A 24,433-nucleotide genomic window follows, 5' to 3' on the forward strand; every position below is an offset into this window, starting at 1 on the left:
CTACTTCTTCTTGGTGGCCTTAGCCTCTTTCCCGTGCCCCCGGTAGGTGCGGGTGGGGGCGAACTCTCCCAGCTTGTGCCCCACCATGTTCTCGGTGATGTAGACGGGCACATGCTGCTTGCCGTTGTAGACCGCAATGGTATGGCCCACCATCTCGGGAACGATGGTGGAGCGGCGGCTCCAGGTCTTGATGAGCCGCTTTTCCCCCTTGGCGTTGAGCTCCAGCACCTTCTCCAAGAGGTGGTCATCTACGAAAACGCCCTTCTTCAAGCTACGCGGCATGGCTCACCTCACTTCTTGCGGCGGGCGACGATGAAGCGGCTCGAGGGCTTCCGCCGCTTCCTGGTCTTAAGCCCCTTGGTCTGCCAGCCCCAAGGGGAGGCCGGGGGACGGCCCCTGGGTGCCCGGCCCTCACCACCGCCGTGGGGGTGGTCCACCGGGTTCATGGCGGCGCCGCGCACATGGGGCTTGCGGCCCAGCCAGCGGGTGCGCCCCGCCTTGCCCAGGACGATGTTCTTGTGGTCGGCGTTGCCCACGGTCCCGATGGTGGCGTAGCACTCCCCGTGCACCTTCCTAAGCTCTCCCGAGGGCAGGCGCAGGATCACGTAATCCCCTTCCCGGCCCTGGATCTGGGTGCTGGTGCCGGCGGAGCGGGCCAGCTTGGCCCCCTTCTTGGGCTCCAGCTCCACCGCATGGACCACGGTGCCCACAGGGATGAAGCGGAGGGGCAAAGCGTTGCCCACCTGGATGGGAGCATCCGGCCCCGCCACCACCTGCTGGCCCACCTGCAGGCCCTCGGGAGCGATGATGTAGCGTTTCTCCCCGTCGGCGTAATGCAGAAGGGCAATGCGGGCGGAGCGGTTGGGGTCGTACTCTATGGCCGCCACCTTGGCGGGGATGCCCGCCTTGTCCCAGCGCTTGAAGTCGATGATGCGGTAAAGCCGCTTGTGGCCGCCCCCCCGGAAGCGCACGGTGATGCGGCCCTGGTTGTTGCGCCCCCCCGTCTTCTTCAGGGGCTTGACCAAGGACTTCTCCGGCTCGGTCTTGGTGATCTCGGAGAAGTCCGCCACCGTCATGAAACGGCGGCTTGGGGTGTAGGGTTTGAACTTCTTAACTGCCATCCTCTATGCCTCCCTTGCCGGATCGGGGCCGGGCCCCCCTCCCGGCTTAGGTTTAGATGAGGCCCTCCAGGGCCTCGATCTTCTGCCCGGCGGCCACCTGCACGATGGCCTTCTTGCGGTCGGGGCGCTTGCCCAGGTAGCGGCCCAGGCGCTTCTTCTTGCCCCGCACCGTCATGGTGTTCACCCCCACCACCTTGACCTTAAAGGCCGCTTCCACGGCGTTTTTGATCTCCGTCTTGGTGGCCTTGGGGTGGACCCAGAAGGTGTACTTGCCCTCGGCGAAGCCGGCGTAAGCCTTTTCGGAAAGCACCGGGGCCAGGATCACGTCAAAGGCGGTCTTCATGCCTCACCCCCCATGCGGGCCTGGAAGGCCTCCCAAGCCGCCAGGTCCATGACCAGGCGCTCGGTGCGCAGGATGTCGTAGACGTTTAACCCCTCCGGCGCCAGGGTCACCACCCAAGGGAGGTTCCGGGCAGCCCGGCGCACCAGCTCACTGGCCGTCACCAGGAGCACGCTTTCCGAGCCGTCTAGCCCCGCACCCTTAGCCCAGGCTAGAAACTCCTTGGTCTTGCCGTTAACCCCAGCGAAGTCCTCCACCAGAAGGAGCTTGCCCTCCTTGGCCCGATCGGCCACGGCCATGGCTAAGCCCGCCTGCCGCACCTTCTTGGGCAGGGTGTAGCTGTAGTCCCGGGGCTTGGGTCCGAAGACCGTACCCCCGCCCACGAAGATGGGGGCGCCGATATCCCCATGGCGGGCCCGCCCGGTGTGCTTCTGGGGATAGATCTTGCGGCTGGAGTAAGCCACCTCGCCCCGGGTCTTGGTGTTGGCCGTCCCCCGACGCCTTTTCGCCAGTTGCCAGCGCACCACCTCCCATAGGAGATGGGGGTTAACCTCCTGGGGGAGATCGGCGGCAAGCTCCCGCTTGCCGGAAGAGGAGAGAACAGGAATCTGGTACACCATGCCCTCCTTTACTTGGCCACCTTCTTGGTCTGGCGCACCAGCACCAGGCCCCCGTTGGGACCGGGCACCGCACCCTTGACCAAGAGGAGGTTCTCCTCGGGGATGACGTCCACCACCTCGAGGTTCATCACCGTGACCCGCTCGACCCCGTAGCGGCCGGCCATCTTCTTGCCCTTGTAGACCCGGCCCGGGGTCTTGCGGTTCCCGATGGACCCGGGGTGGCGGTGGATCTTGTGGGCGCCGTGGGAATCGGGGCCGCCGGCGAAGTTCCAGCGCTTCATCACCCCCGCCGTGCCCCGGCCCTTGGAGGTGCCGGTCACGTCCACCCGCTCGCCGGCCTTAAAGATCTCCACGGTCACCACGTCGCCCTCAGGGTTGAAGTCGCGGATCTCCTTCAGAATGCGCACCGGACCCACCCCGGCCCGGGCGAAATGCCCCTTCATGGGCCGGTTGACCCGCTTGGGGTTCTGGGGCAGGAAGCCCAGCTGGACCGCCGTGTACCCGTCCTTCTCCGGGGTCCGCCGCTGGACCACAGGGCAGGGCCCAGCCAGGATCACGGTGACGGGAATGGCCCGGTCCTCCCGGTAAATCCGGGTCATGCCCACCTTCATGCCCAGGATGCCCTTCATTTGCCACCCCCCACGGTCTTGATCTCAATCTCCACCCCGGTGGGCAGGTCTAAGGACATGAGGCTCTCGATGGTCTTGCGGTTGGGGTTCAGGATGTCCACCAGGCGGTGGTGGGTGCGAAGCTCAAAGTGCTCCCGGGAGTCCTTGTGCTTGAAAGGACCCCGGATCACGGTGAAGCGCCGCACCCGGGTGGGCAGGGGCACGGGACCCGAGACCTGGGCCCCGGAGCGCCGGGCGGCCTCCACGATCTTCTGGGCCGAGGCGTCCAGGGTCTTGTGGTCAAAGCCCCGTAGCTTGATGCGGATCTTGGGCATGCTTCACCTCACTCCAGGATCTTGGTGACCACGCCGGCGCCCACGGTCCGCCCACCCTCACGAATGGCAAACCGCAATCCCTCCTCCAGCGCCACCGGCTTGATCAGCTCCACCGTAAACGTCACGTTGTCCCCCGGCATCACCATCTCCACCCCAGAGGGCAACTCCACCACCCCCGTCACATCCGTCGTACGAAAGTAAAACTGCGGACGGTACCCAGAAAAAAACCCCGTGTGCCGCCCACCCTCCTCCTTCTTCAAGATGTACACCGAGGCCTCAAATTTCGTGTGCGGCGTAATGCTCCCGGGCTTCGCCAGCACCTGGCCCCGCTCCACTTCCTCCCGGCTTACACCCCGGAGCAGCAAACCCACATTGTCCCCAGCAATCCCCTCCTGCAGCGTCTTACGGTGCATCTCCACACCCGTCACCACCGTCTTCCGCGTCTCAGGAGCCAAGCCCACAATCTCCACCTCGTCCCCAACCTTCACCTTCCCCCGCTCAATACGACCCGTGGCCACCGTCCCACGACCCGTGATCGTAAACACGTCCTCCACCGGCATCAAGAACGGCTTGTCCACGTCCCGCACCGGCGTGGGAATGTACTCGTCAATCGCGTCCAACAACTCCCAAATCTTATCCACCCACTCGTTCTCCCCACGCTTCGTCTGGGGATTCCTGTGCATCTGCTCCAGCGCCAGCAGCGCGCTCCCACGGATCACCGGAACCTCGTCCCCAGGAAATTCGTACTGGTTCAGGAGGTCCCGCACCTCCATCTCCACCAGGTCCAGAAGCTCCGGGTCGTCCACCATGTCCACCTTGTTCATGAACACCACGATGTACGGCACACCCACCTGGCGAGCCAGCAAAATGTGCTCCCGCGTCTGCGGCATCGGTCCGTCCGCCGCCGACACCACCAGAATCGCCCCGTCCATCTGTGCCGCACCCGTGATCATGTTCTTGATGTAGTCCGCGTGCCCAGGACAGTCCACGTGCGAATAGTGCCGCTTCGCCGTCTCGTATTCCACATGCGCCGTGTTGATGGTAATCCCCCGCGCACGCTCCTCCGGCGCCTTGTCAATCTCCCCGTAGTCCTTCACCTCCACATTCGGGTTCTCCGCCGCCGCCACAAACGTCAAAGCCGCCGTCAGCGTCGTCTTCCCGTGGTCCACGTGCCCAATCGTCCCCACATTCACGTGAGGCTTCGTACGGATAAACTCGCCCTTGGCCATCTTCGCTCTCCTTTCCGTATGCGGGGCAGGCCCGAAGGCCCACCCCCAGGGATTCCTACTGACCCTTGATGAGCTTCTCCTGCACCTGTTTGGGGACTTCCTGGTAGTGGTCGAAGAACATGACGAAGGAGCCCCGGCCCTGCGTCTTGGAGCGCAGGTCGGTGGCGTAGCCGAACATCTCCGCCAGGGGCACGTAGGCCCGGATCACCTGGGCGTTCCCCCTAGGTTCCATGCCCAGGATCTGGCCCCGGCGGGAGTTCAGGTCGCCGATCACGTCGCCCATGTACTCCTCGGGGGTGGTGACCTCCACCCGCATGATGGGCTCGAGGATCACGGGATCCCCCTTCTGCACCGCCTCCTTGATGGCCATGGAGCCCGCGATCTTGAAGGCCATCTCGCTGGAGTCCACCTCGTGGTAGGAGCCGTCGTAGAGGGTCACCTTCACGTCCACCACGGGGAAGCCGATCAGGGGGCCCGACTGCATGGCCTCCTCGATGCCCTTCTGCACCGCAGGGATGTACTCCTTGGGGATCACCCCGCCCACGATGGCGTTGACGAACTCAAAGCCCGACCCTCGAGGCAAAGGCTCGGCCTTGATCTTCACGTGGCCGTACTGGCCGCGGCCACCGGTCTGGCGGATGAACTTGCCCTCCACGTCCACCGGGCGGGTGATGGTCTCGCGGTAGGCCACCTGGGGCTTGCCCACGTTGGCGTCCACCTTGAACTCCCGCTTCAGGCGGTCCACGATGATTTCCAGGTGGAGCTCCCCCATCCCGCTGATGATGGTCTGGCCGGTCTCGGGGTGGGTGGAGACGCGGAAGGTGGGGTCCTCCTCCGCCAGGCGGGCCAGGGCCTGGGAGAGCTTGTCCTGGTCCGCTTTGGTCTTGGGCTCGATGGCCACGTCGATGACGGGCTCGGGCACCTCAATGGACTCCAGGACGATGCGCGGGGCATCCTCGCCCACCAGGGTGTCCCCGGTGATGGTTTCCTTGAGGCCCACCACCGCCCCCAGGTCACCCGCCCGGAGCTCCTCCACCTCCTCCCGGTGGTTGGCGTGCATCCTGAGAAGCCGGGCCACCCGCTCCTTACGGCCCTTGGTGGTGTTGTACACGTAGGAGCCGGAGGTGAGGGTGCCGGAGTAGACCCGGATGAAGGTGAGGCGGCCCACGTAGGGGTCGGCCATGATCTTGAAGGCCAAGGCCGCCAGGGGACCGTCGGGGTCGGGGTAGATCTCCACCTCGTTCCCCTCGGGCGTGGTGCCCTTGATGGGGGGGATGTCCAAGGGGGAGGGCAGGTAATCCACCACTGCATCCAGGAGAAGCTGGACCCCTTTGTTCTTCAAGGCGGACCCCAGGAACACGGGGGTGATCTGGATGTCGATGGTGCCCTTGCGGATGGCCGCCACTAGCTCCTCCTCGGTGGGCTCCTCGCCCTCGAGGTACTTGAGCATCACGTTCTCATCGAAGTCGGCGGCCACCTCGATGAGCTTCTCGTGGTACTCCCGGGCCTGGGGCAGGTACTCCTCGGGGATGGGAACCTCGCGGATATCCGTACCCAGGTCGTTGCCGTAGGTGTAGGCCTTCATCCGGAGCACGTCGATGATCCCCGAGAAGGTATCCTCCCGGCCAATGGGAAGCTGCATCACCACCGGCCTGGCCCCCAGGCGCTCCTGCATGGTGCGGATCACCAGCCAGAGGTCGGCCCCCGTCTTGTCCATCTTGTTGGCAAAGGCGATGCGGGGAACCTTGTACTTCTCCGCCTGGCGCCAGACGGTCTCGGACTGGGGCTCCACCCCCTGGCTGGAGTCGAAGACCACGATGGCCCCGTCCAGAACCCGCATGGAGCGCTCCACCTCGATGGTGAAGTCCACGTGGCCCGGGGTATCGATGATGTTGATGCGGTGGTCTTTCCAGAAGCAGGTGGTCACGGCGGCGGTGATGGTGATGCCCCGCTCCCGCTCCTGCTCCATGAAGTCCATGGTGGCCGCACCCTCGTGCACCTCACCGATCTTGTGGATCTTGCCGGTGTAGTAAAGGATGCGCTCCGTGGTGGTGGTCTTACCGGCATCGATATGGGCGGCGATGCCGATGTTGCGGAGCCTCTTTAGGTCGTACTCTACCTTAACCGCCATGGCTTACCACCGGTAGTGGGCGTAGGCGCGGTTGGCCTCGGCCATGCGCTCCACGTCCTCCTTCTTCTTGACCGCTCCGCCCTTGCCCTCGGCCGCATCCATGAGTTCATGGGCGATGCGCACGGCAGCCCCCCGCTCGGAACGGGCGTTGGCCGCCTGGACCAGCCAGCGCAGGGCCAAGGACTGCTGCCTCCTGGGGGAGACCTCCATGGGCACCTGGTAGTTGGCCCCACCCACGCGGCGGGAACGCACCTCCATCCGGGGCTTCACGTTCTCCACCGCCTGCTTAAAGACCTTCAAAGGCTCCTGCCCGGTCTTCTCCTGGATGATGCGGCAGGCATCGTAGAAGATGCGGGCGGCCAGGTTCTTCTTGCCATCCCGCATGATCTTGTTGATGAAGGCCGACACCACCACATCCCCGTAGACCAGGTCGGGCTGGAGTTGGCGTACCTCTGCTCTTCTTCTCCGTGCCATAGTTCACCTACTTCTTCTTGGCCGGAGCCGCGCCCTTGGTCTCCTTGGGCTTCTTGGTTCCGTACTTGGAGCGGCTCTTCTTGCGGTCCTTCACGCCCTGGGTGTCGTAGACCCCGCGCACGATGTGATAGCGCACACCCGGCAGGTCCTTCACACGGCCACCCCGGATGAGGACCACGGAGTGCTCCTGCAGGTTGTGCCCCTCGCCGGGAATGTAGGCGGTCACCTCGTACCCGGAGGTAAGGCGCACCTTGGCCACCTTACGCAAGGCGGAGTTGGGCTTCTTAGGGGTTACGGTGCGCACCACGGTGCACACCCCCCGGCGGAAGGGCGAGCCCTTCAAGGCCGGAACCTTGCTCTTCTTCTGGACCTTCTCGCGGCCCTTTCTGACCAGCTGGTTGATCGTCGGCAGTGCCACCACTCCCTTCTTCTTGGACTTGCCCCCGTGTTCTCAAGATCCACCCGGGGGAAGCGCCTTCCCCCGACGTTCGCCCACACAGGGCAGCACCCTCAGGACCAGGGGGCTGGCCCTGAGGGCCCTCAACTTGACTAGTGTACAGGGCAAGAGGCATTTTGGCAAGCGAGGCAAAGGAAAACCCCGCCAGCCGGCGGGGCTTAAAGGGATGGGCTTGGCCTGGAGCCGGTGGCCGGATTCGAACCGGCGGCCTACCGCTTACGAGTAGAAAAATCACCCCGCCTAGCCCGGAGGGTCGTAAAAGAGTTGCGTTATTTATCGGCTTTTTCGTGGTCCTTCTTGCCGGTTGATGGCCGTCCTTTTCCGGGGCTGAGCTGTCCTCAAGCTGTCAGGCTGTCCCCCTGGCCTGCATCCTTAGGGCCTCTGCCCTCCTGGAAAGGTCCTGAGCCCACTTCTCCAAGGATTGGGCCATGCCCGTCAAGAAGCTTTGGGGGTTGCTCACCCTTTGCCCCCGGAACTCCCAGGAGGAGGGAGGCCTCCTTTGGGGCTCAAACACCTGGGGGAGGGCGGCCCTCGCCACCATGCCCCACCCCTCGGGCCGCCCCCCGAGGGCCAGGGCGGCCCCCACCACTCCCGATAAGGCCCGTATGATGGCCTCCCCCTGGTCCTTTTCCGGGGCGGGAAGGGCCTCAGGGGCCACCCGCCTTACCATCCCCCTCTTCTCAAGCTCCTCCATCCCCGCCTCGGGGTCCCTCAGGGCCAAGGACCTGAGGCGCTGGGCCAGGTTATAGGCCTCCTGGGCCTGGGCCTTTAGGGCTTTGGCCTCCTCCAGGAGGCGGGCCCTCCCCTCCTCCAGGCGGTGCCTCACCCGCCCAAGAAGGTCCTCCATGTCCCGCGAAAGGGCCTCCCCGTCCTTCTCTAGGGCCTCTAGGAGAGTGCCCTCCCGGTCAAGCTCCTCCAGGAGGACTTCCGCCCTGCCCCGAAGCTCAGCCCGGGCCTCTTCCTCCTCGCGGGTAAGGGCCCGGTAGCGGTAAAGCTCCTTTAGAAGCCGGTTGATACGGGCCGAAAGGCGCTTCCTCCTTCCCCTCTCCTCCATGCGCCCCCGGTAGCTCCTTTCCCCCTCGGGAGGAGAGGGCTCCTCCAGGGGGAGGTCCTTCCGCAAGGCGTGCATGGTCTTCTCCCACCCGGGCAAGAGGAGCCCAGGGCGAGAGGCGAGGAGGAGGGCCATGTCGTAGGCGGCCTCCACCATGGCCGCCTCGTTCTCTGGGAAGAAAAGGGCCTTATAAGCCACGGAAAGGGGCCTCAAAGCGCCTAAGGGTACTTCCCCCTTACCCCTCGGGGTCAAAAGGCCATAAAGGGCCTCTCGGAGGGGCCCAGGGTCTATTCCCTCGGGGGAAGGGGAAGGCAAAGCGGCAAGGTCTATCCAGGGGGTGGGGGCGGCCTCTAGAAACTCCCGTACCCTCTCCCCTACCCCCTCCCGCAGGAAGGCCTTGTGCAGGGTGCGGGCGTAGGGGGCGGTGTTGAGGAGGAGGCCCCGCCTCTTGGCCCCCTCGGGGAGAGGCACCTCTCGGGCCTCGGGGTTCCAAGTGGCGTAGATAGCGGCGCGATGGGGAAGCTCTTGTCCCTCTATGCGCACCGTGGGGCGGTCGTTGACCAGGGCAAAGAGGGCCCTCTGAAGCTCAGGGGGGGCTTCTCCAAGCTCATCCAGGACGGTGATGGGCCCCTGAAGGGTGGCAGGGGGCTCTACCTCCCAGCCCCCTCCCGGGGTCTGCCGCCTCCTCCCCAGGGCCTCTCCCGGGGTCATAGCCCGCACATCAAAGAAGCGCCCTCCCACCAGGGCCAGGGCCACCTCCCCTACGGTGCTCTTGCCTGTACCGGGAGGGCCGTAAGCCCCTAGCCAGGGCATGGGGCCCAGGGAGGGGGCCTTCTGCCTCAGGTAAGCCACGGCTAGGGTGAGGCGCAAGAGGGCCCGGTACTCGGGGGTGGGCAAGAGGGTAAGGAGAGAAGTCCATGCGGGAAGGGCCCCGAGGGAGGAGGCCTTCTTTCCAAAGCCCTTGAGGGCCCTAAGCCCCTCCCCTGTGAGCCTCCAGGTACGCTTCGGGGTGCTTTCCACCAGGCCCCTGGTCTTGAGGCGGGTCAGGAGGTCCTTGAGCCCCGCCTCCCCTGCCCCCAGGGCCTGGGCGGCCTCGGAGAGGCGGGCCTCCCCGGCCCGGGCCAGGTAGTCAAGGAGTTGCCTTTGCCGTTCAGTAAGCTCCAAGGCCCTCTCCCCCTAACCCTAGGAGGCCTCCTCTCGGAAGAGGGTAGGGACTACCCCCCGAAAGGCCCCACCCTCCTCCCGGTACTCCCCCCAAGCCTCCATGCCCCCAGGGTAGGAGAGGCTTGCCTTAGGGGTAAAGGCCGCCTTGCCCCCTTTTGAAGCTTCCCCCCGGTGAAGCCGCCGCTCAAAGGAGGAGGGGGGAAGGGGAGGGGGGAACACTCCGGGCATATACAGAGGCGACATGCCACTTTACCCGACACTTCTTTGAGTTTTTGCCGTCTAGAACGACACAAAAGCCACCTAAAACCCACCCGACGCTCACCCGCCACACCCGACACTTGGGCCACTTTTACCCTCCAGGACGCAAACCCGAGTGTCGGGCCAACCCGACACCTCACCCGACACTTACCAAGTCAAAATCTTCCCATGAATCCCCAAAACAAGGGGCATTCCCTGCCTTTCCATAGGCCCTTCCTCTTCCCCCTTCTCCAGGGGTGGCAGGGGGCTCCACAGGGGCGAAGAAAGGCGACACGGGGTTTTACCCGGCACTTCTTTGAGCCTTTACCCTCCGGGAGGGCACAAAAGCCACCTAAAACTCACCCGGCGCTTACCCGGCACACCCGGCGCTTCGGGATTCTCGCTCCCCTGGAGGGCGCTTCTCCCAAGTGGCCCTAACCCGGCACTTCCCTCCCCCCAGGCAAAGCCCAGGGCAAAGGGGCCCAAAGCCTTCCTCAAGGCTTTTGTCCGCCTTGCCCGTCCACCTTGGCCGGGCACATTGCCCCGGGTACATTAGTGGCATGTCCCGAGGCCCGAGGCCCAAGCCCAAGGAAGAGGCCCCCTTCCTCATCACCCCGCCCCGCAAAAAGAGGAAGCCTCCCCTTCCAGAGCCGGTAAGAGCTTAGGGCAAGAGGCCTCACTCCCCGAGGCGGAGGGAGGGGCAAGCGTCTACCTGTACCTCCACGGGCCTCACCCCGGGGGGAATGAGTACCTTGCACTCCCCCCCAGAGCACACCTTAGGGGTTTCCACTTGGAGGCCTCCCCCAGGCCAAGAGAGGCGGATGGCCCAGGCCTGGCCTTCCACTTGCAAGCGCACCTCTTGGTAGCCCAGGGCGGCGGCCCACACCCGGGCCAGGCACTTCCCGCCCTCCTCTACCCTCTTCTCCTCTGAGGCAGGGCGCGAGGGAGAAGGGGGCTTCTCCCTCCCCTGAAGGGCGAAATAGAGCCCTATGAGCCCGAGGAGGACCACGCCCAGCACCTTTTGCCGGTCCATGCCTACCCCCTTAGGGGGGAATATACAGAGGCGACATGCCGCTTTACCCGACACTTCTTTGAGTTTTTGCCGTCTAGGAGGGCGCAAAAGCCACCTAAAACCTACCCGACACTTACCCGCCACACCCGACACTTGGGCCACTTTTACCCTCTAGGACGCAAATCTAAGTGTCGGGCTAACCCGACACCTCACCCGACACTTCCTTACGCGGCGATTCTGACCCCCACTTTCCCCTTTTCCTAGACCCCTGACCGGCCAAAGCAAAAAGCCGCCCCTTGGGGGCGGCCTCGGCGTAGAGGGCCCTCAGGCCTGAGCTTGAGTGAGCAACCGGGGATTGAGGGTCCAGGTTGGGGTCCGGGGGTGATACACGGGCAAAAGCCACCCTTCCCTCTCCAGGGCCCTGAGCACCTTATAGGCCTCCTTTGAGGTTTCTATCCCAGCAAAGTCTTGCCTAACCACCCACCTCGGATTGATTTCCTTGGGGAGAGTTCCCCGCCTAGCCCTGTCCAAAAGCTTTGCGGCCACCCGCACGACTTTGGACACATCCCCCACCCGGGCCCTCCTCCACACCCGCTTGGCGTGGGCTTCCGCCCACTCCACCAGGGAGATGGCCCGCAAGAGGCTGTCCTCGGAAATAGGGCCCTCCTCCCTCCAAAGCACGCTCAGGACCCCCGCCAACCGGGCGGTGAGCCCGAGGCGCTTGCCCAGGTAGCCCCTCCAGGCCTCGGGAAGGTCCTCGTTGCGAAGCTCCCGCTCTACCTCGTCCTCCCACTCGTACCAAAGCTTTTGCGCCTCGGGGTCAAAGGTCAGGACCACGGGAGGGGCTTGGGGCTCGCGCCAAAGCCCCTTCATGAAGGTCTGGTAGGCGTGATAAGCCTGGCTTCCCACCTCGGGGCGCTTCTCCGGCCAGGCCGTGAGGCCCCCCTGGACCAGGATGAAGCGCTGGAGAAGCCCATCGGCCTCCTCCCCTTCCTCCAAGGCCTTGAGCACGATTTGGCGGAATGGCCCGGGCTGAACAAAGCCCACCACGGCCAGGGCGGGCTCCCTCAGGGGGGAGGTTTCCCTGCTCATGCGGTCCTCCCTGTGGTAGCCCCCAGAGTAAGCCTTTAGCCAGAAGGCCCGGTCGGCGGCCCGGTCCACCCTTTGCCAGGAAGCGAAGAGGCCCTTGAGCTCGTCAAACACGGCCACCAGGCCCCGGTTCACCTGAAGGACCCGCACCAGGGCTTCTTTGGTAGCATCCTCCACCACCACCCTCCAGGGCTTAGGCTCCTCAGGCTCGAGGCCCCGCTCCTCGGGCTTCTTGGCCTTCCACGCTTCCCGCTCAAGCTCCCATACGCGGCGTTTTGCCTCAAAGTCCTCGTGAAAAACCTGCTCAAGCTCGTAGAGGGGCCGGGCCAGGGTGTTGAGGACGGCGCTCTTTTTGGTCCCGGTGGGGGCTATGACGGCAACCCAAAGGTTGGTCCCTTCCTCCCAGGGGGGATTGAGGGGGTCAGGCCTCACCTTGTACCTCCCCGCCAAGAGGCCCGAGGCTAGGCCCAAGGCGGTCATGGCGGGCACATCGTAGGGAACGGCCAGGCGCTCACTAAAGGGCTTGAGAAAGCCCTCTAGGGCCTCGGGAAGGACCCCCCCGGGGAAGGGGGGAAGCTCCTCTCCGGTCAGCTCTTCCAGAGGGGTAGGCTCAGGAAGGTCATCGGGTGAAAGGTTTTCCGGGGAACGAAGGCGGTTGAGCTCATCGGTTAAACTCTTCTTGTCCATGCCGCTACCCCTTTACTGGGCGCTAAGGGCCTCTTCCTTAGCGCCCTTCAGCACATCAAGCCAGTCCCTGCCCTCCTCTTGGGGGTAAACCACTCTCACCTTGAAGCCCTGGAGGAGGAGGCGCTTCCCCAGGGCATAGGCCGCTTCCACCCCGGCCCGGTCGTGGTCAGCGGCGATAAGGACCCCCTTCACCCCCTCGGGCACCAGCACCCGCTCAAGCCCCCCGGCGCTCACCGTGGCCCAAGCCGGGTAGCCCGAAGCCTCCCGTACGGCCAGGGCGGTTTCTATCCCCTCGCTGAGGGCCAGGGCCTCCCCCTCGGGGAGATAAAGCCGAATGGCCGCCCCTACGGTGGCCCCCTCAAAGACCGGGCGGGTGAGCTTCTTGGGGCTGGGCACGTCGGCCTTCCCCCTTCCATCAGGGGCCAGATAGGTGCGGTGAAGGGCCACCAGGCCGTGCTGGGGGTGCTCCACCCGGGCCAGGAGGGCGGGGAGGACTCCCAGGACCTTCCCCTCCTCCCGGTACTCCAGGCCAGGGTGAAGCCTCAGGTTCTGGAGGCCGGGGAGGACGGCCTCGAGGCTCAGGCCCCGGGCCTCGAGGTACCTCCTCCCCACCTCTGCCCCCCTCCGGTCCAAAGGAATGGCCTGGGCCCAAAGGCGCTCAAGCCTTCCCCTCAGGGCCCCATCCGGCTTTGGCTTTGCCCGGTAGACCGGGGTAAAGGCCCAAGGAGCGTAGGGCCTCCACTCCCTTCCCTCGGGAAAGAGGGCTTTCCACTCCAGGCCCAAGGCCGCCAAAACGCTTTCCGTAGGGCACCCGGCAAAGCAATGGAGGAGAATCGTGCCCTCGGGGGTGAGGCGGATGGAGAGGGAGGGAGTACGGTCCTCATGGGCCGGGCAAAGCCCTTGCCAACGCCCCGGGCCCGAGGGCCGGGCCCGGGTGGCGAAAAGGATGTGGTCAAGCACTTCATGCCTCACGGTTTCGCCCCCAGAAAATGGCCTGCCAAGAGGGCAATGAGGAGCGCGGGGAGGGCCAAGAGGAGGGCCCCGAGGGGAGGGGGCTCCTCCCCCAAGGCCCCTACCGCCACCTTGGGAGGAAGCCTGTCCCCGCCCCCACCGTGGGCAAGGCGGATGAGGTCATTGAGGTCCACATCCCGCTTGACCCCCTCGGGATCCTCGGGATCCTCCACATGGAAGAAGGGCATCACCCGCTTCCCCTGGGCCTCAAGCCGGAGGATGGCCCGCCTCACCTCCTCCCAGAAGGCGGGGCTAAAGCGGTAATCCATGGGGGGGAAGAAGGCCTCCTCTTCCACCGGGACGGTCATGGCCTCCTCCTCACGCTCACCCCGAGGTCCGCCCCCAGGGGGTCGGCAAGCTCCTTGCCCCAGGCCTTAATGAGCTCAGGGGCCTCGGGACGGCCAAACTCCAGTTCCGCGTCAAAGGAAAAGGAGGCGTTCAGGGCGTAGCCCCCAAGCTCCCGCACCTTGGCCCTAAGGAGCTCCACAAAGGCCAGGAGCTGAGGGAGGCTAGCCCCCTCCAGGGAAACCTGAACGGCGTAGACCCCCTTGGCCTGGTCCTCTCCCTCTTGCCCCAAAGCGGGCTCCTCAACCGCCACTTGACCCAAAGGCTCTTTCTCCCGTACCATAGCCTCACCTCTCACCTTTCACCGCCACCCTGACCCAAACGCTTTTTCCCCGTACCAAGCGCCCAGGCCTCTCCCTGGGCGCTTTGGCCGTCCTCCTCAGCAACCGCCTCAAGCCACCGCTCCACGGCCTTGCGGGGGATGTAGATGCGCTTCCCGAGGCGGATACACGCCAGCCTAGGCCAGACCCTCGCCCGGCAAAGCTGGTAGACCTGGGCCTCGGGAAGGCCCAGGTACTCAGCGGCCTCCTTGACGGTGAAGAGGGGCTTCTCAGGAAGCGGCATTCCCAACCTCCTCCCCGTTGAGGAAGGCCTCGAGGGCGGCAATGGGGATGAGAATGCGGCGGCCCACCCGAACATGCCTTATGCGTCCAGTATGGAGAAGCTTGTAAAGCGTGAAAACGCTGATACCCAAAGCCTGTGCGACCTGTTCTGGGCTCAAAGCCAACCGGTCAAGGCTCTTGCTTTTCTCCTTCATATCCTCCTCCTACACGATAAATACTAAATCATCGTATCCACCAGGTCAAGAGGGGCATACTATGATAGACACCGTGGGTACTCGTGCACGGAAGTTCCAAAAGCAAAAAGGCAGCATCAAGAGTGAGAGGAGGAGAAAGGTATCCGTATCCGTCACTCTCTTGCCAGAGCACCGCACCTATCTAGAGGAGCGGGCCGAGGAAAAGGGTGTTTCTGTTTCGGAATACCTGAGATGGCTAATAGAAGAGCACATGAGCCAACACTCTTCGGAAGAGCGTATCTGGCTCTACTTCACCAAGGAGGGTGACTTTGATGAATCTACTATCCTTCCCAAAAGCGAAGGTGGTCTTGGCAGGCAACTCTGGCATGATATCACCAAACTCCTAGAGGATTACGATTTGATGCGAATTGTGGTCGTGGCAAAGGAAGATTTTAAGAAGCTTACCCCAGAAGAACGCGCAAAATATCAGTCGTTTTTACATTTTCTTCTGGAGGGATTTGCGGGGGATGCCCTCCGGGGCACAGTACTGTGGCCTGATGACTTGGACATAGAGAAAGCTATCCAGTACGGGCTTTCTAACATCCGCAAGGTCCGGTTCTACTTGGACACCTATCTAGACAAAGAGCATAGGGAGTTTTTAGAGCAAGCTCGGAATTCCGTGGATGAGGAATAGGTAGAGCAAAGATGGGCCGCAAACGCCGCGGGCGTAATGAGGGCTCAATCTACAGGCGCAAGGATGGGCGCTGGGTGGGGCAAATCCACCTGGGCTACAACGAAGACGGCAAGCCCAAAAGGCGCTACCTCTACGGTCGTACCCGCAAGGAAGTGGCCGAAAAGGTCATCTCCGCCCTCGCTGAGCTCAACAAGGGCACCTACATCCCCCCCCACCCCTTGACCGTGGCGGATTGGGCCGAGGAGTGGCTAAAGCTCAAGGAGCCGGAGCTCAGGCCCAAGACTCTCCAGCTTTACCGCCAGGAGCTGGGCCTAGCCATTCCTGAGCTGAGGGGAGAAGGGCCCGGCCTGGGAAGCATGCGCCTCCAGGAAGTCAAGCCCCTGCACATCCAGGCCACCCTGCACACCCTGGCCCAGGAGGGCTATGTGGAGAGGACCCTCAGGAAGGTGTTTATCCTCCTCAAGGCCCTCTTTGAGGAGGCGGTAAGGCTTGAGCTCCTGGCCCGAAACCCCCTGGCCTCCCTCAGGCCCCCCAGGGTGAGCTCCAAGGAGGAGGCTCCCAGGAAGGCGGGCAGGACCCTCGAGCCCTCCGAAGTGAGGGCCCTCCTCGAGGCCGCCCAGGGCCACCCCCTTGAGCTCTTCTTCCGCCTCCTCCTCTCCACGGGCTTGAGGAAGGGAGAGGCCCTGGGCCTCAAGTGGAAGGATGTGGACTTTGAGCGCGGGGAAATCCATGTGAGCCGGGCCTGGGTAAAGCTTGGAGCCGGGGGGCTCTTGTCCAGCCCCAAGACACCCCGCTCCAGGCGTGCGGTGCCCATTCCCATTGACCTTCTCCACCCCTTGAGGGCCCACTACGAGGCCAGGGTCTTGGCCGTGGGGGAGGAGGCCGCGAGGGAGGAATGGGTCTTCCCTGGGGAGGACGGGGAGGACCCCGTGCATCCCGATTACCCCAACCACGCCCTGAGGCGGCTTTGCGAGAAGGCGGGCATTCCCCCCGTGCGGGTGCATGACCTTAGGCACACCTACGGAAGCCTCCTCTTGGCCCGGGGAGTCCCCTTGGAAGTGGTGAGCGAACGCCTAGGCCACGCTTCTTACGAAATCACCCTCCGGGTTTACCGCCATGTGCTTGAGGAGGAGAGGAGGGGCTATGTCCTCACCCTCGCGGAAATGATTGGGGAGGAGCCCAGCCGCCCCCAGGCATAAAGTGGTCTTATTCCAATCCCAAAAGTGTCGGGTCTGTCGGGTTTGTACCTGACACCAGAAAACCCGTCTGGGACGCAAGTGTCGGGTAAGTGTCGGGTTCTTACCCGACACTTAAAAATACCCTCCCACACACAAACAAACATGAGAAAGTGGCAGAAATGCGATGATTTTTTTGACCCCCCACTTCCCCTTTTTCGTAGACCCCCAACCAGGCAAAGGGAGAGGCTAACCTCTAGGGGCGGCCCGGGCCCTGGTGGGTATGAGGGGGTTGAGGCTCAAGCTGTCGTTTAGCTGTCAAAAGCAATCCCCCGCCTCTCTTCCGAGGCGGGGCTTTTTGCGTCCTGGAGCTGGAGCCGGTGGCCGGATTTGAACCGGCGGCCTACCGCTTACGAGGCGGTTGCTCTACCGCTGAGCTACACCGGCCCGCCCTAAAGAGTCTAGGGCAGGAGGCTCTTTTTGGCAACTACCTGAGCACCACCCCGGGCTGGACCCTTAGGGCCCGGAAGAGGGGCAAAAGGGCGGAAAGGAAGGTGGCGACCAGGCTTGCGCCGCTCACCAGAAGGAAGTCGGAAAGGCGCATCTCCACGGGCAGGTGGGTGAGGAAGTAAAGCTCCCCGGGAAGGTCCACCGGGCGGAGGGAAAGGTAGAGGCAAAGAAGATACCCCAGGAGATTGCCCAGAAGAACCCCCCCGATTCCCAGAAAAACCCCTTCCAGGGCGAAGACCATCCCTACGGTGAGCCTCGAGGCGCCCATGGCCCGAAGGAGGGCGATCTCCGGGGTCTTCTCCACCACCTTGAGCACCAGAAGGTTGGCCACCCCTAGGGAAGCCACCGCCACAATCAGGAAGATCAGGATACCCAGGACCCGCTTCTGCAGGGAAAGCTGCTCCAAAAGGGTGCGCTGGGTGTCCTGCCAGGCCTGAGGGAAAAAGCGGGTGCCGGCAAGGGCCACCCCTATCTCCTTGGCCCGCCAGGGGTCCTTAAGGCGCACCTGGTACCCCTGGGCCCTTATTCCGGAAAGCCGCTCCACCGTTTTCAGGTCCACGAAGGCATAGGCGGAGTCCAGGAGGTAGTTTCCCGTGCGAAACGCCCCCAAGACCCTTAGCTCCACCCGTTCCTGGGTGGCGGACATGGCGTAGAGCCTGTCCCCCACGAAGGCTCCCAGGGATTGTTGCAGGGCCGAGCCCAGGTAGATGCCCCCGGGTTCCAGCCTCAGCCCCAGATCGGGGTAGAGGGCCTCACCTCCCTCACCCAGGCCCACCAGGGTGGCGAAGTCCACCCCCGGGCCCCTGGCGCCCTCCGCCGGACGGGTTAAAAGCGCCTTGGTGGCGGCGAAGGGGGCGTAGGCTTCCACCTCCGGGTGTTCCCCTTTGGGAAAGGGGGGAAGCTCCTCGCTCAGGCTGAAGAGGACCAGGTGGGGGTAGGCCTTCAAGGTGGCCCGCACCAGGCCGCTAACAAAGCCATTGGTGAGGGAGAGGGCGGTGAGGAGGACCGCCACCCCCACCCCCACCCCCAAAAGGGCCAGCCCCGTCTGCAGGGGTCTACGCCGAAGGTGGGCCAGGGCCAGGAAGAGGGCGAAGCGCACGCCCTAAGGATAAGGAAACTCTTGGCCTTTAGCGCCTGGGGTACTCCACCACCTCGAGGCTCACCACCCTGCGGCCAAAGCGCAGGGCTGTGGCCCGGTCGGGAAGCCAGACGTCCACCTTCTCCCGCATCCTGGGGTGCATCACGTCGGCCACCACGAAGATGCGGTCCCGGAAAAGGTAGTCAAACTGCCCGCGGCCCCGGCCGTACACGGAACCCAGGTCCTTAAGGCGCACCTTGGTGCCATAGGGCAGAACCTTGAGGAGGTCCGGGCTCACCGCCAGGACCCCCAGGCGGGTACGTATGCCGGTGGCGGTGATGAAGGGGGTGGAGTCGGTCTCCCGCACGCTGGAGGTGTAGGCGGTGGCCTCGAGGACCATGGTCTTTCGGCCCGCCATCTGGGCCCAGGCCCCGGCAACGGCCAGGGCGGAAAGGAGCACAATCAGCAAACCCCGCATAGCGCCCCTGAGTATGCGGGTCAAACCTGGAGGTTTCTGAGAACCATGAAGGGGGGGCCTCATCCAGGCCGCCCCCTAACAGAGATGGAACGATTACAACAACTCAGGAACCCCGCAGGAAAGGGACAACTTTCGGATGCCTTGCATTAGAGATTCCTTAAGCCTCTTTACCCCACGCTAAGCCCTGTCAAAGAAGCCTAGGGGCAGGGGGTGGAGGAGATCTCCAGCTGATACCGGCCGCTATTTCCCTCGTCAAACCCCGCCCGGGCCAGGCCCCGGTCCCGCACCACCAGAAGGGTGGCGGGAGAGATGGGGGCACAGTTCATCACCGGGTCCAGGACCAGGGGGCTAGGGTCTTGAGGCGAGAGGTAGAGGAGCGCCACCAGGTCCAGGGGTCCGGAATAGGTGAAGCGGAGGTACCCCGTGGCGGCAGAAACGTTATACCGGTCAAACTCCCCCACGAACTCTATGGCCCCCTGCCTGGTTCCGGAGGTGAAGGCCTCCCCGTTCCCCGCCGGATTGGGGATAAAGGGATCGGCGTAGAGGGTTACCCGATCCTGGCTTAGGGCGTAGTTCTCCACCCGCAGGTAAAAGACCTGGCCCGCCTGCCCCTTGAAGTTCAGGCGGTACCCGGGGTCGGTGGTGATCTGGGGACGCAGGGAAAGGGGAGCAAGCTCCTGCCTGGCGGCAAACCAGTTCCGGGCCACGCTCACCGCCTGCACCACTCCTCTATCGTCCAGAAGCACCAGGCGGAGCCGGGCCCTCCCTTGAAGGTCCGCAGAAACCGCACTCACCCTCACCGCTCGGTCCTGGTCTAGGGCTATGCGGTATACCTTTACCCCCGGCCTTAGCTCCTCGCCGCTCTCCTGGGCTGGGGGCAGGTCGGCGATCACCGAACCTCCCACCAATAGGTCCCCGCTCACGGGCAGGGTGCCCTGGAGATTGCAAGCCGCGAGGGCGAGAACCGCCAAGCCCACAACCATCCCTCTGGCCATCCGCCACATAAAACCCCCCTTTCCCTCAGCATAGCCCGGGAAAGGGGGGAAAGGAGCTTAGGCTTTCTTTAGGCTACTCCAAGACCCCCAGGTAGGCGTAAAGGTCGGGCCCGCCGGGAAGGATTTCCACCACAAGCCCCGGGAACTTCCCGGCCACTTCCTCGGCCTTTTCCTTGGGGGTGTTGGGGCCCAGGAAAAGGGTGAGGATCTCCTTGTCTTCTCCAGCCAGGCGGATAAGGCCCTCCAGCACCTCCTCGGGAGTTTCCCCCATGAGGACCAGCCTTCCATCCAGAAGCCCGATGGGCTTATCCTTCAGGACCTTGACCCCATCCACCTCGGCGTCCCGGCTGGCCCAGGTGACCTCGAGGGTCACCGCCCCCTTCATGGCCTCCTCCATCTCGGGAAGAAGCTCCTCCGCCTCCGCCTCAGGCAGGTAGCGCACCGCCGCCGCAAGGCCTTGGCCCAGGGTGCGGGTCTTGAGCACGTACACCTCTTTACCCTGGGCTTTGGCCAGCTCCGCCGCCTTCTCCGCCGCTAGGAAGACGTTCGGGTTGTTGGGCAGGAGGATCACCCTGGAGCTGGCCACGCTCCTTATGGCGGCCAGCAGGTCCTCCACGCTGGGGTTTTGCGTCTGCCCTCCCGCCACCACCCGGGCCCCCAGGCTGCGGAAGGCCCGGGTGGGGCCATGCCCCAGGGCCACCGCCACCAAGCCCGTGGGAGGAGGGGCCTCCTCCCCTGCCCCCACCATGGCCAGGATCTCCGTGTGCTGCTCGGTCATGTCCTCCACCTTGGTGCGCACCATGCGGCCGAAGCGGGCCACGGTGGCCAGAAGGCCATCGGGGTCGTCGGTGTGGATGTGCCCCTTCACATACCCCTCGGCCCCCACCACCAAGAGGGAGTCCCCAAAAGGCGCCACTGCCTCCCGGATCCGCTCAATGGGCACCTCCACCCCCTCCATGAGGAACTCCGTGCAGTAACCGAACTCCTCGGTGGCGAAGGCGGTCTGGGCGTAGCGCTCCACCTTGGGGGGCTCGGGCAGGGGAAGCCGCAGGAGGTATCCCCGGATGCCTTCCAAAAAGCGCACGTACCCCGCACCTCCAGCGTCCACCACCCCCGCTTGCTTCAGCACGGGAAGGAGGTCCGGGGTCTTCTCCAGGGCCTTTTGGGCTGCGCCAAGGGCATTTTCCAGGGTCTCCTCGAGGGTCTCCCCTTGGGCTCCTTCCCCAGCCGCCCGGGCCACGGTGAGGATGGTGCCCTCCACCGGCTTCATCACCGCCTTGTATCCGCTTTCCGCCCCCAGGCGCAGGGCCTCGGCCAAGGCGGAGGCATCCAGCACCTCCCTCTTGCGGAGGGCCTCGCTGAACCCCTTCAGGATCTGGGAAAGGATCACCCCGCTGTTCCCCCGGGCCCCAAGAAGGCTCCCGTAGGCGATGGCCCGGGCCACCTCGGGCATCTTGGAGGTGTCGGCCAGATCCAGCTCCCGCCGGGCGGACTGGAGGGTGAGGTGCATGTTGGTACCCGTATCCCCATCGGGGACGGGGTAGACGTTGAGGGCGTTGATCTCCTCCACGAACACGGAAAACCAGTCCGTGGCGTAGCGGAAGGCCTCGGCCACCTCCCCGGGGCTAAGGCTAGCCACGCCCCACCCCCACCACGTGCACCCGCACCTGGGAAAGCTCCACCCCGGCGAGCTTCTTGGCAGCGAAGGCCACCCGCTCCGCCAGGGACTCCACCACCGTGGGGATGCGGGTGTCCACCGCCACCACCACGTAGAAGTCCACGGCGTACTTGCCGGGGCTGGCCGGGTCCTGGCGCACCACCACCCCCTCGCTGGCCTCCTGCCGCCCCAGAATGCGCACCACCTGATCCTTCAGCCCCGCCGGGGCCATCCCCACCACCCCCGGCACCTCGTGGGCCGCCAGGGCCAGCAAGGAGGCCAAGGCCCCCTCGGTCACCGTCACCCGTCCTTGCATCCTACCTCCTTAGGGCCTCCTCCGGGGGGGTATAGGGCAGGCCGAAGGCCTCCGCCACCCCGGGATGGGTGAGGAGTCCTCTGTGGGTGTTCAAGCCCTTGAGGAGGGCGCCATCCTCCGAGAGGGCTTGAAGGCCCTTCTCCGCCAGCTTCAGCACGTAGGGGAGGGTCTGGTTGGTGAGGGCGAAGGTGCTGGTCCTGGGCACCGCTCCCGGCATGTTGGCCACCCCGTAGTGCACCACTCCCTCCACCACGTAGGTGGGCTCGGCGTGGGTGGTGGGGCGGATGGTTTCCACACACCCTCCCTGGTCCACGGCCACATCCACGATCACCGAGCCCTCCTTCATGAGGGGAAGCATATCCCGGGTGACCAGCTTGGGGGCCTTGGCCCCCGGCACCAAAACCGCCCCGATGAGGAGGTCGGCATGCTGGATGCTCTTCTTGATGTTGGCCTCGGTGGCGGTAAGGGTAACCACCCGGCCCCCGAAGATGTCGTCCAGGTACTGAAGGCGCTTATGGTTCACATCCAGGATGGTCACCTGGGCTCCCATGCCCAAGGCGATCTTGGCGGCGTTGGTGCCCACGGTGCCACCCCCCAGGATGACCACGCTGGCCGGGGCCACCCCGGGAACCCCCCCGAGAAGCACCCCCCGCCCCCCGTGGGGCTTCTCCAGGAACTGGGCCCCCACCTGGGGGGCCATGCGCCCCGCCACCTCGCTCATGGGAACCAGTAGGGGCAGGGAGCCATCGGGAAGCTGCACGGTCTCGTAGGCTATCCCCGTGACCCCGCTCTGCAGCATGGCCTCGGTGAGAGCGCGGTCAGCGGCCAGGTGCAGATAGGTAAAGAGGATAAGCCCGGGGCGCAAAAAGGGATACTCCTCGGGAAGGGGCTCCTTCACCTTCACCACCATCTCCGCTCCCCAGGCCTCTTCCCGGCTCACCAGCTCGGCCCCCGCCCGCTCGTACTCGGCATCGGATAGGCCGGAGCCCACCCCTGCCCCCCGCTCCACCAGAACGGTATGCCCCCGCTTGACCAGGCTTTCCACCCCACCCGGGGTCATGGCCACGCGGTTCTCCAGGGTCTTGATCTCCTTGGGTACGCCGATCACCATACTACGCCTCCTTTACAAAGACACGCCTTATCTTCAGCTTGAAGCCATCCCCCTCAGCGATGGCCAGAAGCCTTCTTCGGGAGTCCACCAGGGCCACATAGCCCAAGGCGGGGATGGGCAAGGGCACCCCCTCCAGCACCCGCCGGGCCTCGGTGTGGGAGAGCTCCACCACCGGAAAGGGCAGGACATCGGTCTCGGGGATGGCCTTTTCCGGGGAAAGTTCGGAAAGCTTCACCGCCCGTTCCAGCCCCACCTTGCCGATACGGGTGCGCACCAGCCCGGAAAGAAAAGCCTTGGTCTTGAGCTTCTCCCCCAGGTCCCGGGCAAAGGCCCGCACATAGGTGCCGGGGCCCACCACCAAGCGGATCACCGCCGTGGGGTAGGGACCCAAGGGCTTGGGAAGCTCCACCTTGCGCCCACCCTTTTCCGCAAGCCGCCAACCCTTGGCTGAGGGAGCGATGGGATGGGGTATGGGCTCGGGGTCCAAGGCCAGGAGTTCCACCTCCAGGTACCTTACCGGCCTCGGGCCAAGCTCCAAGGGCTTCCCTTCCCGAGCAGCCTCGTAGGCCCTTTTTCCTCCCACCTTGATGGCGGAGTAGAGGGGAGGCACCTGCTCCTTGAGCTTCAAAAACGAAGGGAGAACGCTTTCTAAGTCCTTGCGCTCAAAGCGCACCGGCGCCTCCTCGCTCACCGGCCCTTCCGCATCCAAAGTGGGGGTGGTGGCCCCGAAGGAAACCCAGGCGATGTACTCCTTGTCCTCCCCCGAAAGGAAGGGGACCAGCTTGGTGCTCTCGTCGGAAACCAAAAGGAGAAGGCCCGTGGCCAGGGGGTCCAGGGTTCCAGTATGCCCCACCCGGCGGGTACCAAGCAGGCGCCTCGCCTCCTCCACCGCATCATGGGAGGTGAGGTAGAGGGGCTTGTCCACCGCGTAGAGGGCCATGCCTAGGGGATTGTATCACCACCCGGCAGGGGAAAGAATGGAGGCATGGACCTAGAAGGCCGTTACCCCAGCCTTTCCTTCACCTGGCCCCGGCCCGGGGTGCTGGAGATTACCCTGCGGGGGGGAAAACTCAACGCCTTGGACCCCGAAGCCCACCGGGACCTGGCCCGGGTCTGGAGGGACTTAGGGGAACTCGAGGAAGTCAAGGCCGTTCTTTTAAGGGGCGAGGGTGGGGTCTTCTCCGCCGGGGGTTCCTTCACCCTCATCGAGGAGATGCGCTCCTCCCACCAAGCCTTGATGCGGGTCTTTTGGGAAGCGAGGGAGCTGGTGCTCGGGCCCATGGACTTCCCCAGGCCGGTGGTGGCCGCGGTGGAGGGGGTGGCGGTGGGAGCAGGGCTGGCCTTGGCCCTGGCCAGCGACGTGGTGGTGGTGGGCAAGAAGGCCAGGCTTCTGGACGGTCACCTTAGGCTTGGGGTAGCGGCCGGGGACCATGCGGTCCTCCTGTGGCCCCTCCTGGTGGGCATGGCCAAGGCCAAGTACCACCTCCTCCTCAATGAACCCCTCACCGGGGAAGAAGCGGAGCGGCTGGGCCTGGTGGCCCTGGCCGTGGAGGATGAGAAGGTGTACGAAAAGGCCCTCGAGGTGGCCACGCGCCTGGCCGAAGGCCCCAAGGAGGCCCTGAGCCTCACCAAACACGCCCTGAACAACTGGTTCCGCACCTTCGTGCCCCACTTTGAGGTGTCCTTGGCCCTGGAGTTTTTGGGGTTCCAGGGAGAAGCATTGGAAGAAGGGCTACGGGCGCTTAAGGAAAAGCGCAAACCCCAGTTCTAGC

Annotated in this window: 29 protein-coding genes and 1 tRNA gene; 3 read left to right on the forward strand and 27 right to left on the reverse strand. The window is 64.6% G+C overall.

The features are described 5' to 3' along the window. From rpsS to KQ693_RS01190, 19 genes are all read right to left on the reverse strand, one after another. Positions 1–282: a 30S ribosomal protein S19 gene (gene rpsS / locus KQ693_RS01100; RefSeq protein ID WP_011173711.1), complete on the reverse strand. Its 282-nt coding sequence runs from the start codon at positions 280–282 to the stop codon at positions 1–3. A gap of 8 nt (positions 283–290) precedes the next feature. Further along, positions 291–1,121 (reverse strand): 50S ribosomal protein L2, encoded by an 831-nt coding sequence (rplB, locus tag KQ693_RS01105; RefSeq protein ID WP_267261651.1) that lies wholly within the window; start codon positions 1,119–1,121, stop codon positions 291–293. Between the two features lie 52 nt (positions 1,122–1,173). After that, on the reverse strand, positions 1,174–1,464 hold the full coding sequence (locus KQ693_RS01110) for a 50S ribosomal protein L23 (RefSeq protein WP_015718106.1): 291 nt from the start codon (positions 1,462–1,464) through the stop codon (positions 1,174–1,176). Further along, positions 1,461–2,081 carry a 50S ribosomal protein L4 gene (gene rplD, locus KQ693_RS01115; RefSeq protein ID WP_267261652.1) on the reverse strand — a complete coding sequence of 207 codons (621 nt, stop codon included), beginning with the start codon at positions 2,079–2,081 and terminating at the stop codon, positions 1,461–1,463. Before rplD ends, KQ693_RS01110 begins: the two co-directional genes overlap by 4 nt. 8 nt (positions 2,082–2,089) lie before the next feature. Further along, complete coding sequence (gene rplC, locus KQ693_RS01120; protein ID WP_219760522.1) at positions 2,090–2,710, reverse strand: 50S ribosomal protein L3; 621 nt, start codon at positions 2,708–2,710, stop codon at positions 2,090–2,092. Beyond that, positions 2,707–3,024: a 30S ribosomal protein S10 gene (gene rpsJ / locus KQ693_RS01125; RefSeq protein ID WP_015718109.1), complete on the reverse strand. Its 318-nt coding sequence runs from the start codon at positions 3,022–3,024 to the stop codon at positions 2,707–2,709. Before rpsJ ends, rplC begins: the two co-directional genes overlap by 4 nt. A gap of 8 nt (positions 3,025–3,032) precedes the next feature. Continuing rightward, the gene (tuf, locus tag KQ693_RS01130; protein WP_267261653.1) at positions 3,033–4,253 is read right to left on the reverse strand and encodes an elongation factor Tu; all 1,221 of its coding nucleotides are present in this window, start codon (positions 4,251–4,253) and stop codon (positions 3,033–3,035) included. A 55-nt stretch (positions 4,254–4,308) separates the two neighbouring features. Continuing rightward, complete coding sequence (fusA, locus tag KQ693_RS01135; RefSeq protein WP_038070451.1) at positions 4,309–6,384, reverse strand: elongation factor G; 2,076 nt, start codon at positions 6,382–6,384, stop codon at positions 4,309–4,311. A 3-nt stretch (positions 6,385–6,387) separates the two neighbouring features. Then, complete coding sequence (rpsG, locus tag KQ693_RS01140; protein WP_015718111.1) at positions 6,388–6,858, reverse strand: 30S ribosomal protein S7; 471 nt, start codon at positions 6,856–6,858, stop codon at positions 6,388–6,390. Positions 6,859–6,865: 7 nt separating this feature from the next. Beyond that, positions 6,866–7,279 carry a 30S ribosomal protein S12 gene (rpsL, locus tag KQ693_RS01145; RefSeq protein ID WP_019551715.1) on the reverse strand — a complete coding sequence of 138 codons (414 nt, stop codon included), beginning with the start codon at positions 7,277–7,279 and terminating at the stop codon, positions 6,866–6,868. Positions 7,280–7,661: 382 nt separating this feature from the next. Beyond that, complete coding sequence (locus KQ693_RS01150) at positions 7,662–9,530, reverse strand: AAA family ATPase (protein ID WP_267261654.1); 1,869 nt, start codon at positions 9,528–9,530, stop codon at positions 7,662–7,664. An 18-nt stretch (positions 9,531–9,548) separates the two neighbouring features. Further along, positions 9,549–9,758, reverse strand: coding sequence for a hypothetical protein (locus KQ693_RS01155; protein WP_267261655.1), 210 nt, complete (start codon positions 9,756–9,758; stop codon positions 9,549–9,551). A gap of 685 nt (positions 9,759–10,443) precedes the next feature. After that, positions 10,444–10,800, reverse strand: a complete 357-nt coding sequence (locus tag KQ693_RS01160) for a hypothetical protein (protein ID WP_267261656.1) — start codon at positions 10,798–10,800, stop codon at positions 10,444–10,446. 303 nt (positions 10,801–11,103) lie between these two features. Then, a complete protein-coding gene (locus tag KQ693_RS01165) occupies positions 11,104–12,555 on the reverse strand; it encodes a YfjI family protein (RefSeq protein ID WP_267261657.1) in 1,452 nt (483 codons plus the stop codon). Positions 12,556–12,567: 12 nt separating this feature from the next. Next, entirely contained in the window at positions 12,568–13,515 is a 948-nt protein-coding gene (locus tag KQ693_RS01170) for a DUF7146 domain-containing protein (protein ID WP_267261658.1), read from the reverse strand. Between the two features lie 8 nt (positions 13,516–13,523). Beyond that, positions 13,524–13,874 (reverse strand): hypothetical protein, encoded by a 351-nt coding sequence (locus KQ693_RS01175; RefSeq protein WP_267261659.1) that lies wholly within the window; start codon positions 13,872–13,874, stop codon positions 13,524–13,526. Next, positions 13,871–14,194, reverse strand: a complete 324-nt coding sequence (locus tag KQ693_RS01180) for a hypothetical protein (RefSeq protein ID WP_267261660.1) — start codon at positions 14,192–14,194, stop codon at positions 13,871–13,873. The genes KQ693_RS01175 and KQ693_RS01180 overlap by 4 nt, the downstream gene beginning before the upstream one ends. Before the next feature lie 11 nt (positions 14,195–14,205). Further along, complete coding sequence (locus KQ693_RS01185) at positions 14,206–14,475, reverse strand: helix-turn-helix domain-containing protein (protein WP_267261661.1); 270 nt, start codon at positions 14,473–14,475, stop codon at positions 14,206–14,208. Further along, complete coding sequence (locus KQ693_RS01190; protein ID WP_267261662.1) at positions 14,462–14,668, reverse strand: helix-turn-helix domain-containing protein; 207 nt, start codon at positions 14,666–14,668, stop codon at positions 14,462–14,464. The genes KQ693_RS01185 and KQ693_RS01190 overlap by 14 nt, the downstream gene beginning before the upstream one ends. Before the next feature lie 61 nt (positions 14,669–14,729). Between KQ693_RS01190 and KQ693_RS01195 the strand changes: the two genes are divergently transcribed. Both KQ693_RS01195 and KQ693_RS01200 read left to right on the forward strand, forming a co-directional pair. Then, entirely contained in the window at positions 14,730–15,341 is a 612-nt protein-coding gene (locus KQ693_RS01195) for a hypothetical protein (RefSeq protein WP_267261663.1), read from the forward strand. An 11-nt stretch (positions 15,342–15,352) separates the two neighbouring features. Next, positions 15,353–16,540 carry a tyrosine-type recombinase/integrase gene (locus KQ693_RS01200; RefSeq protein ID WP_267261664.1) on the forward strand — a complete coding sequence of 396 codons (1,188 nt, stop codon included), beginning with the start codon at positions 15,353–15,355 and terminating at the stop codon, positions 16,538–16,540. A 348-nt stretch (positions 16,541–16,888) separates the two neighbouring features. Here KQ693_RS01200 and KQ693_RS01205 read toward each other — a convergent pair. The 8 genes from KQ693_RS01205 to truB all read right to left on the reverse strand — a co-directional run bounded on the left by KQ693_RS01205 (position 16,889) and on the right by truB (position 23,601). Next, positions 16,889–16,963 (reverse strand) — tRNA-Thr (locus KQ693_RS01205). Between the two features lie 40 nt (positions 16,964–17,003). Then, positions 17,004–18,125: an ABC transporter permease gene (locus tag KQ693_RS01210; RefSeq protein WP_267261665.1), complete on the reverse strand. Its 1,122-nt coding sequence runs from the start codon at positions 18,123–18,125 to the stop codon at positions 17,004–17,006. A gap of 28 nt (positions 18,126–18,153) precedes the next feature. After that, positions 18,154–18,582, reverse strand: coding sequence for a 3D domain-containing protein (locus tag KQ693_RS01215; RefSeq protein ID WP_219759540.1), 429 nt, complete (start codon positions 18,580–18,582; stop codon positions 18,154–18,156). A 197-nt stretch (positions 18,583–18,779) separates the two neighbouring features. After that, on the reverse strand, positions 18,780–19,565 hold the full coding sequence (locus tag KQ693_RS01220) for a hypothetical protein (RefSeq protein WP_267261666.1): 786 nt from the start codon (positions 19,563–19,565) through the stop codon (positions 18,780–18,782). A gap of 85 nt (positions 19,566–19,650) precedes the next feature. Beyond that, positions 19,651–21,216 carry a DAK2 domain-containing protein gene (locus KQ693_RS01225; protein ID WP_267261667.1) on the reverse strand — a complete coding sequence of 522 codons (1,566 nt, stop codon included), beginning with the start codon at positions 21,214–21,216 and terminating at the stop codon, positions 19,651–19,653. Continuing rightward, positions 21,209–21,550, reverse strand: coding sequence for an Asp23/Gls24 family envelope stress response protein (locus KQ693_RS01230; protein WP_267261668.1), 342 nt, complete (start codon positions 21,548–21,550; stop codon positions 21,209–21,211). The genes KQ693_RS01225 and KQ693_RS01230 overlap by 8 nt, the downstream gene beginning before the upstream one ends. A gap of 1 nt (position 21,551) precedes the next feature. Next, the gene (gene ald / locus KQ693_RS01235) at positions 21,552–22,661 is read right to left on the reverse strand and encodes an alanine dehydrogenase (RefSeq protein WP_267261669.1); all 1,110 of its coding nucleotides are present in this window, start codon (positions 22,659–22,661) and stop codon (positions 21,552–21,554) included. Position 22,662: 1 nt separating this feature from the next. Beyond that, entirely contained in the window at positions 22,663–23,601 is a 939-nt protein-coding gene (gene truB, locus KQ693_RS01240) for a tRNA pseudouridine(55) synthase TruB (protein ID WP_219759535.1), read from the reverse strand. Between the two features lie 45 nt (positions 23,602–23,646). On the opposite strand from truB, the gene KQ693_RS01245 reads away from it, so the two are divergent. Continuing rightward, positions 23,647–24,432 (forward strand): enoyl-CoA hydratase/isomerase family protein, encoded by a 786-nt coding sequence (locus KQ693_RS01245; RefSeq protein WP_267261670.1) that lies wholly within the window; start codon positions 23,647–23,649, stop codon positions 24,430–24,432. Position 24,433: the final 1 nt, after the last annotated feature.

Source organism: Thermus brevis (assembly GCF_026427635.1).
GTDB classification, from domain to species: Bacteria; Deinococcota; Deinococci; order Deinococcales; family Thermaceae; genus Thermus; species Thermus antranikianii.